This is a genomic window from Rhodoferax sp. (assembly GCF_011391645.1).
GTDB lineage: Bacteria > Pseudomonadota > Gammaproteobacteria > Burkholderiales > Burkholderiaceae_C > Rhodoferax.
The window spans coordinates 26,143-35,505 of sequence record NZ_JAABQC010000019.1; the positions used below are offsets into that span (position 1 = coordinate 26,143).

Here is a 9,363-nt window from a genome sequence, read left to right on the forward strand (position 1 = left end):
CTTAAACCTCCGCCTTGATAGGGATGGTGCGTTTCTTTTCGCTACCAAACAAACTGGTTTCGCTGATGCCTTCAGAGCAACCGTTGCCAAAGCTGAAGCCGCAGCCGCCGCGCACATTGAAGGCGTTCTCGGCGTATTCGCGGTGCGTGCTGGGGATGACAAAGCGGTCTTCGTAGTTGGCAATGGCCATCACGTGGTACATGTCTTCGACCTCGTGCTGGGTCATCTGAACCTGCTCAAGCGCGGCAGTGTTGATGCGACCTTCGACATGTTTTTCGCGCTGGTAGGCGCGCATGGCCAGCATGCGCTCCAGGGCGCGCTCGACCGGGAAGGTGTCACCCGCGGTGAGCAGGTTGGCCAGGTACTTGACTGGAATGCGCAAGGACTTGACGTCTGGAATCTCACCGTTGATACCCATGTGGCCGGCATTGGCTGCCGCCGTGATGGGGGAGAGTGGCGGCACGTACCAGACCATGGGCAGCGTGCGGTACTCCGGGTGCAGTGGCAAGGCCACTTTCCAGTCGACGGCCATTTTGTACACCGGACTGCGGCGGGCAGATTCCATCCACGCGTCAGGAATGCCGTCAACGCGTGCCTGGGCAATGACGGCTGGGTCATTGGGGTCCAGAAAGATGTCCAGTTGTGCCTGATACAGGTCGCGATCATGCTCCACGCTGGCAGCTTCCTGGATGCGGTCGGCGTCATACAGCAAGACACCGAGGTAGCGGATCCGGCCCACGCAGGTCTCGGAGCACACGGTGGGCATGCCGGCTTCAATGCGTGGGAAGCAGAAGGTGCATTTCTCTGCTTTGCCGCTCTTCCAGTTGTAATAAATTTTCTTGTAAGGACAGCCCGAGACGCACATGCGCCAGCCGCGGCATTTGTCCTGGTCGATCAGCACAATGCCGTCTTCCTCGCGCTTGTAGATTGAGCCCGACGGGCAACTTGCTACACACGCCGGGTTCAGGCAGTGCTCGCACAGACGCGGCAAGTACATCATGAAGGTGTTTTCGAACTCTCCGTACATCTCTTTCTGGATGTCATCGAAGTTCTTGTCCTTGCTGCGCTTGGAGAATTCGCCGCCCAGGATTTCTTCCCAGTTCGGGCCCCACTCGATTTTCTCCATGCGCTTGCCGGTGATCAGGCTGCGCGCACGGGCCGTTGGTGTGCCTTTGAGTTCCGGTGCCGCCTGCAGGTGGTCGTAGTCGAAGGTGAAGGGCTCATAGTAGTCGTCAATCTCGGGCATGTTCGGGTTGGCGAAAATGCGCATCAACAGTTTCCACTTGGCACCCTGGCGCGGTTCGATCTTGCCGCTGGACTTGCGAATCCAACCGCCGTTCCATTTGTCCTGGTTTTCCCATTCTTTCGGGTAACCAATGCCGGGCTTGGTTTCGACGTTGTTGAACCAGGCGTATTCCAGACCGGGGCGGCTGGTCCACACGTTTTTGCAGGTGACCGAGCAGGTGTGGCAACCGATGCATTTGTCCAGGTTCAGGACCATTCCGATTTGTGCACGAATTTTCATGCGGATTCTCCTTGTGCTTGTACGATCTCGATCTTTTCATCGCCCAGCGGGGTGTCGAGCCAGTCAATTTTGTTCATCTTGCGCACCACCACAAATTCGTCACGGTTGGTGCCGATGGTCCCGTAGTAGTTGAAGCCGTAGCTGAACTGCGCGTAACCGCCAATCATGTGGGTGGGCTTCAAGACAATCCGGGTGACCGAGTTGTGAATGCCACCGCGGGTGCCGGTGATTTCCGAGCCCGGGGTATTGATCATTTTTTCCTGGGCGTGGTACATCAGCACCATGCCGTTGTTGACGCGCTGGCTCACCACCGCACGGGCCGCAATGGCACCGTTGATGTTGAATAGCTCAACCCAGTCGTTGTCCACAATCCCGGCGCTCTTGGCGTCGTCTTCACTCAGCCAGATGATCGGACCACCGCGGCTCAGGGTCAGCATCATCAGGTTGTCACTGTAGGTGGAGTGAATGCCCCACTTTTGGTGCGGTGTGATGAAGTTAAGCGCAATTTCCTTGTTGCCATTGGGCTTGATGTTGTGCATGCCGGCAGTGGTTTTCAAGTCAACGGGCGGGCGGTAGGTGGTGAGGCCTTCGCCAAACGCAATCATCCAGGGGTGATCCATGTAGAACTGCTGACGACCGGTCAGGGTGCGCCATGGGATCATCTCATGCACGTTGGTGTAGCCGGCGTTGTACGACACGGTTTCACTCTCGATACCGCTCCAGGTGGGCGAGCTGATGATCTTGCGAGGCTGCGCCTGAATGTCACGGAAGCGGATCTTTTCGTCTTCGCGGTGGATGGCCAGGTGGGTGTGGTCCAGACCGGTTTGTTTGCCAAGCGCTTGCCAGGCCTTGACCGCCACGTGGCCGTTGGTCTCGGGGGCCAACTGCAAGATCACTTCGCAGGCGTCAATGTCGGTGACGATGTTGGGCATGCCACACGACACGCCCTCAGCGCGCACGATGCCGTTGAGTTCACCGAGTTGCTTGACCTCGGTTTGCGTATTCCAGCCGATGCCTTTACCGCCATTGCCCAGCTTGTTCATCAGCGGGCCGAGCGAGGTAAAGCGCTTGAAGGTGTTCGGATAGTCACGCTCGACCACCGCCATTTGGGGCGCGGTTTTGCCGGGAATCAGATCGACTTCGCCTTTTTTCCAGTCTTTCACGTCAAAGGGTTGAGCCAGTTCACCGGGGGTGTCGTGCATGATGGGTGTCAACACCATCTCATGCTCTACACCGAGGTGGCCAACACACAGCTCGCTGAATTTCTTGGCGAAGCCTTTGTAGATTTCCCAGTCGCTGCGGGCTTGCCAGGCGGGGTCGACCGCCGTGCTCAAGGGGTGAATGAACGGGTGCATGTCGCTGGTGTTCATGTCGTTCTTTTCGTACCAGGTTGCGGTCGGCAACACGATATCGGAATAGAGACAAGTGGTGCTCATGCGGAAGTCGAGCGTGACCACCAGGTCCAGCTTGCCTTCAGGGGCTTTGTCGTGCCACTTCACCTCAGTAGGTTTGGCCTGGTCTTTGCCAAGGTCTTTGCCTTGCACACCGTTGCTGGTGCCCAGCAGGTGCTTGAGGAAATACTCGTGGCCTTTGCCGCTGGAGCCCAGAATGTTGGAGCGCCAGACGAACATGTTGCGCGGCCAGTTGGCCGGGTTGTCCGGGTCTTCGCAGCTGAGCTTCAAGCTGCCGTCTTTCAGGCTCTTGACGGTGTAGTCCACCGGGGTCATGTTGGCGGCTTTGGCATCACGCACCACCTGCATCGGGTTGGTTTGCAACTGCGGCGCAGACGGCAACCAGCCCATGCGCTCGGCGCGCACGTTGTAGTCGATCATGCTGCCGCCGTAGAGATTTTTGTCGGCCAGCGGCGAGATGACTTCCTCCATACCCAGCTTTTCGTAGCGCCACTGGTCGGTGTGCGCGTAGAAAAAGCTGGTGCCGTTCATTTGGCGGGGAGGGCGAACCCAGTCGGTACCAAAGGCCAGTGGCACCCAGCCGGTTTGCGGGCGGAGCTTTTCCTGGCCCACGTAGTGCGCCCAGCCGCCGCCCGACTGGCCAATGCAGCCGCACATCATCAGCATGTTGATGACACCACGGTAATTCATGTCGGCGTGGTACCAATGGTTCATGGCCGCACCGATGATGATCATGGACTTGCCATGGGTCTTGTCGGCGTTGTCGGCAAACTGGCGCGCTACGGTGATAATTTGGTCGCGCGGCACGCCGGTGATCTGTTCTTGCCAGGCCGGTGTGTAGGGAACGTTGTCGTTGAAGTCTTTGGCGCAGTTTTCACCCGGCAGGCCGCGGGCAACGCCGTAGTTGGCCACCAGCAAGTCAAACACCGTGCACACCACCGCGCTGCGCTGGTCACCGGCTTTGCCCAAAGACAAGGTGTGCGTTGGCACGGTGCGGATCAGGACATCTGCACCCGGGTTGTTCGGAAAGTGCTCGGACACAATGCCACCGAAGTACGGGAAGCCAACGCGGGCCACCTCAGGCGAACCTTCCTGGGACTCGAGCATGGAGAGGCGCAGCTTGACATCAGTGCCATTACGAGCTTCTTTGGCCTCCAGATTCCATTGGCCCTCGTCAGCACGACCGTCCGCGCCCCAGCGAAAACCAATCGCGCCGTTGGGCAGCACAGCCTTGCCGTTTTCGTCCAGCGCCACGGTTTTCCACTCGGGGTTATTGGCCTGACCGAGTTTGCCGTTGAAGTCAGAGGCTCGCACGTAGCGGTCTGGCACCATGATCTTCTCGCCGCTGGCCGTGGTGTGCTCCTTGAGCATGACCAGCATCGGCATATCGGTATAGCGGCGCACATAGTCATCAAAGTAGGTGCTGCGCTTGTCAAAATAAAACTCTTTCAGAATCACGTGGCCCATGGCCATGGCGACTGCGGCGTCGGTACCCTGCTTGGGGTGCATCCACAGGTCGGCCAGTTTGGCGACTTCTGAGTAATCAGGTGTGACGGCGACCGTCTTGCAGCCTTTGTAGCGCACTTCGGTAAAAAAGTGGGCGTCGGGTGTGCGGGTCTGGGGCACGTTGGAGCCCCAGGCCATGATGAAAGTCGAGTTGTACCAGTCTGCCGACTCGGGCACGTCGGTTTGCTCGCCCCACACTTGCGGGCTGGAGGGAGGCAGGTCGCAATACCAGTCGTAAAAGCTCAGGCACACGCCACCGATCATGCTCAGGTAACGCGCACCGGCGGCGTAAGACACCATCGACATGGCGGGAATGGGCGAGAAGCCGATGATGCGGTCGGCACCATGCTTTTTGATGGTGTAGACGTTGGCAGCGGCAATCATCTCATTGACCTCTTCCCAGCCGGAGCGCACAAAACCACCCAGGCCGCGCACGCTTTGGTAGTCACGGCGTTTGGCATCGGACTCGGCAATCGAGGCCCAAGCCTCGACCGCAGGCAGGTTTTGACGTGCTTCACGCCAGCTTTTCAGCAGGCGACCGCGCACCAACGGGTACTTGACACGATTGGCGCTGTACAAATACCAGCTGTAACTGGCGCCGCGAGCACAGCCACGAGGCTCGTGGTTGGGCATGTCAAAGCGGGTGCGTGGGTAGTCGGTCTGCTGGGTTTCCCAGGTCACGATGCCGCCCTTGACGTACACCTTCCAAGAGCAGGAGCCGGTGCAGTTCACACCATGGGTGGAGCGCACGATCTTGTCGTGGGCCCAGCGGTTGCGATAGGCGTCCTCCCAAGTGCGGTCTTCACCTGTGGTGACACCGTGCTCGCCAGAGAAAGATTCTTTGGGTTGCGAGAAATAAGTGAGTCGATCAAGAAAGTGGCTCATGGGTTACCTCTGTAAAAATGACGTAAAAAGTTTTTAGTCGTAGCAGACTTTAGTCGAAGTTCAAGCATTTCCAATGCGTGAAAACCAGTGTTTTTGCCGAATGAAATGCAAGTCTTTATGGGTTCTTGATTTCGGAGCCGCTACGCAAATAAAACCACCAGTTCAAGATCAGGCACAGGGCATAAAAGATCGCAAATCCGTACATGGCTATTTGTGGTGTTCCGGCCTTGATCTGGGCACCAATCACCACCGGGGCAATGAAGGCGCCGTAGGCGGCAACGGCTGATGTCCAGCCCAGCACCGGGCCGGCTTGCTGGCGGTCAAAAATGACGCCAATGGTGCGAAAGGTGGAGCCGTTGCCAATGCCGCTGGCGGCAAACAGCAGCACAAAGAGCCACATGAAGGTCGAGAAATACTGCTCTGGCGTGGCCGAGCCGTAGGCCTGCATCATCACGTAGCCAACGCCGGCCGAGGCGCCCACCATGATGGCCGAGATCACCTGGGTCACGATGGAACCGCCCACCTTGTCAGAGATCCAGCCACCCACCGGGCGAATCAGGGCGCCGACAAACGGGCCGATCCAGGCGTAGGTGAGGGCGGAGGGCGCGTTCGGGTTTTTCAGGGTGTGCTGCATGATGCCGGCAGCGTCAGGCACATGGCTGACGCCAAAGATCACCGTGATCGATAGCGGCAAGGCCATCGAGAACCCGATGAATGAGCCGAAGGTGACGATGTAGAGAATCGTCATGGACCAGGTGTGCTTGTTCTTGAAAATGTCAAACTGCTTGGCAATGTTGCCCTTCATCTCGCCGAATGCCGCCAGTCGCATGGCCATCAGGGTGGCCACGATGATCAGTGGCAGGGCCACCCACATGTTGAGCAGACCCAGCCCGGTGGGTGCCGGCAGGTACAGGTACAGCCCCAGGGCACCAATCAGGCCGGTAATGCCCCACAGGTAAAGAATTTTGGAAAACGCGGCCAGCGTGCCGCCGTAATTGGGGGAGAGCGGCAGCAGGTTGTTCATGCCAAACCAGGCTGCAGCCACCAGCGGCAACAGAATGGCCGCCCAGACGAAGCCAGCGTTTTGAATGAAGGTGGGGGTGCCCGCCAGAATCTTGCCCATGATCCAGCCGCTGTCCTTGGTCAGCACCATCGAGCCACCGCCCACCGCACCAAACAGGCCCACGGTCATGACCAGGGGAATGAGCACCTGCATGGTGGTGACACCAAAGTTGCCCAGACCGGCATTCAGCCCCAGACCGGTGCCCTGCAGGCGCTTGGGATAAAAGCCTGAAATATTGGACATCGAGCAGGCAAAGTTGCCGCCACCAATGCCGCTCAGGAAGGCGCAGGCCTGGAACACCCACAACGGCGTGTTGGTGTCCTGCAGCGCAATGCCGGTCCAGACCGCCGGGATCATCAGCAGTGCCGAGGTCAGGAAGATGGTGTTGCGCCCGCCGGACAGGCGAATAAAGAACGACGCTGGAATGCGGAAGGTGGCACCCATCAGGCCCGCGATGGCGGTCAGGGTGAACATTTCGGCGGGCTTGAACGGAAAGCCCAGGTTGATCATCTGCACGGTGATGATGCCCCACATGGCCCACACGGCAAAGGCCACCAGCAGGTTGGGAATGGAAATCCAGAGGTTGCGGCTGGCGACGCGCTTGCCCGTGGCTTCCCAGAACTGCTCGTCTTCCGGGCGCCAGTCGGCGATGTCTGCGCCTGATGCTTTTGTATTGCTCATAGGTTCTTTCAGTTGGAAATAATTTGTGCGGTGATCTCAGGCGGGCTCTTGTGGGCAAGATATTCCTTGGCGCGAACTTCGGTCCAGTACATCCAGATCAGCGACACCCAGACCACGCCGTACATCAGCATGAAGGCGCTTGAGCGCACTCCCGTCAGGTCCATCAGGGCACCGAACATGATGGGCAGCAGAAAGCCACCCATGCCGCCGGCCAGCCCGACAATGCCGCTGATGGTGCCGATGTTGCCGGGATAGTCGTCGCTGATGTACTTGAAGACGCTGGCCTTGCCAAAGGCCCATGCAATGCCCAGGATGAACATCAGCAGGGTGAACATGTAGACGTTCAGACCGATGTGAAAGGTTTTGGGGCCGTCGACGGTGATGATGGTGAAATCGGTTTGCGGGTAGCTCAACAAGAACAGGCAGATCCAGCTCACCCACAGCACCCACCAGGTCATGGCATGGGCGCCGTATTTGTCCGACAGCCAGCCGCCCACGGCGCGCAAGACACCGCCTGGCAGCGAAAAGCAGGCGGCAAGCAGCGCGGCGGTTCGAATTTCCAGGCCAAACTCGCCCACGTAGTACTGCACCATCCACAAAGAAAGCGCCACGTAGCCACCAAACACAATGCTGTAGTACTGACAGTATTTGATGACCTTGGGGTCTTTCAGCGACTTTAGCTGGTCGCGAAACGTGACATGGCTGGGCACCAGGTGGACCGGGTCGCTGTGGCTGAAAAACCAGAACAGGATCACCGTGCCGAGCATGATGGCGGCGTACACCTGCGGCACCATGGTCCAGCCAAACCCGACCACCAGGGCTGGCGCCAGGAACTTGTTGACGGCAGCGCCCGAGTTGCCCGCACCGTAGATGCCCATGGCGAAACCTTGCTGATTTTTCGGGAACCAGCGCGCCACGTAAGGTGTGCCCACCGAAAACGAGCCACCCGCGAGGCCAACGAAAAGGCCAATGGTCAGGTACTGCCAGTACTCGGTGGCATACGACATCAGCCAGATGGCAGGTACCGTGGAAGCCATCAGCAGGGTCATCACGATGCGGCCGCCAAAGCGGTCGGTCCAGATGCCCAGCGGGACCCGAATCAGCGACCCCGTCAGCACCGGCGTGGCCATCAGCAAGCCAAACTGGGTCGAATTGAGGTCGAGTGTTTTCTTGATCGGAATGCCGATCACCGCAAACATCATCCACACCATGAAACACACGGTGAAGGCGAAAGTGCTGACGATCAGCACAGAGAGGGCTTGCCCTTTTTTGGTCATTTAAAAACTCCTTTTGGGATGGCAAGACTGTAGGTGGTGACAGCTTGTTTGACCATCCCTCCATTAGAAGGATTTTGGAGAAATTTGGAACTAGGGGTAAGTCCTCGTATGTAGTTCCAAGGAACTACGCATCAAAACTTTTAAGAACTAATCAGGAACTAGTGGCTTGATTTTGACGGTTTTGTAGATTTATTTGTTAAATCATGCACATACAATGAATCTTTAAAGTTTTGGAGATTCACAACATGAACCAAGTCAAAGCCAGTGGTTTTACCAAGCAGATGGCGCGCAACATGTTTTATGGCGGGTCGGTGTTCTTCATCTTTGTCTTTGCGGCACTGATATTTGACAGTGAACGCAAGATTCCGTTTCGCTCCAACGCCGAGGCCATCACACCGGCCGTCATCAACGGCAAGAAACTCTGGGAAACACGCAACTGCATCGGCTGCCATACCCTGCTGGGTGAAGGCGCCTACTTTGCACCTGAGCTGGGCAATGTCTACAAGCGCCGCGGCCCGGACTTCATCAAGGCCTGGATTGCTGCGCAACCGACCCACATTCCGGGTCGTCGCCAGATGCCGCAGTTCAACTTCACCGAAGCACAACTCAACGACCTGGTGGAGTTCTTGCGCTGGACCAACAACGTGAACACCGAGAACTGGCCACCGAATATTGAAGGCTGATCAGAGAAATTAGTCTGAACACATCAGGAACAACACCATGCAAGCGACCACACTCAAATACAAATCCCAGGCGGTAGCGAAGTACTACTTCGTTGCCGCGCTGGTCCTCTTTGCCGCCCAAATCATCTTCGGCCTCACGCTGGGGCTGCAATACGTCATTGGCGACCTGGCATTCCCGTACATTCCCTTCAACCAGGCCCGGATGGTGCACACCAACCTGCTGATCGTCTGGCTGCTGTTTGGCTTCATGGGCTCGGCCTATTACCTGGTGCCTGAAGAGTCTGAAACCGAGCTTTACAGCACAAAACTGGCGTTGGTGCTGTTTTGGGTG

6 protein-coding genes are annotated in these 9,363 nt (G+C 57.8%); 2 read left to right on the plus strand and 4 right to left on the minus strand.

All coding sequences use genetic code 11. The features are described 5' to 3' along the window. Window position 1: 1 nt before the first annotated feature. The 4 genes from narH to GPS82_RS04370 form a co-directional block, all read right to left on the minus strand. A complete protein-coding gene (gene narH, locus GPS82_RS04355; protein WP_296491383.1) occupies window positions 2-1,525 on the minus strand; it encodes a nitrate reductase subunit beta in 1,524 nt (507 codons plus the stop codon). Continuing rightward, on the minus strand, window positions 1,522-5,328 hold the full coding sequence (locus GPS82_RS04360; protein ID WP_296491386.1) for a nitrate reductase subunit alpha: 3,807 nt from the start codon (window positions 5,326-5,328) through the stop codon (window positions 1,522-1,524). Before GPS82_RS04360 ends, narH begins: the two co-directional genes overlap by 4 nt. A gap of 115 nt (window positions 5,329-5,443) precedes the next feature. Continuing rightward, complete coding sequence (locus GPS82_RS04365; protein ID WP_296491388.1) at window positions 5,444-7,072, minus strand: antiporter; 1,629 nt, start codon at window positions 7,070-7,072, stop codon at window positions 5,444-5,446. An 8-nt stretch (window positions 7,073-7,080) separates the two neighbouring features. Then, entirely contained in the window at window positions 7,081-8,349 is a 1,269-nt protein-coding gene (locus tag GPS82_RS04370; protein WP_296491389.1) for a nitrate/nitrite transporter, read from the minus strand. A gap of 245 nt (window positions 8,350-8,594) precedes the next feature. On the opposite strand from GPS82_RS04370, the gene GPS82_RS04375 reads away from it, so the two are divergent. After that, window positions 8,595-9,032, plus strand: coding sequence for a cytochrome c (locus GPS82_RS04375; protein WP_296491391.1), 438 nt, complete (start codon window positions 8,595-8,597; stop codon window positions 9,030-9,032). Window positions 9,033-9,069: 37 nt separating this feature from the next. Next, a partial coding sequence (locus tag GPS82_RS04380; RefSeq protein WP_296491393.1) for a cbb3-type cytochrome c oxidase subunit I occupies window positions 9,070-9,363 on the plus strand: 294 nt, incomplete at its 3' end.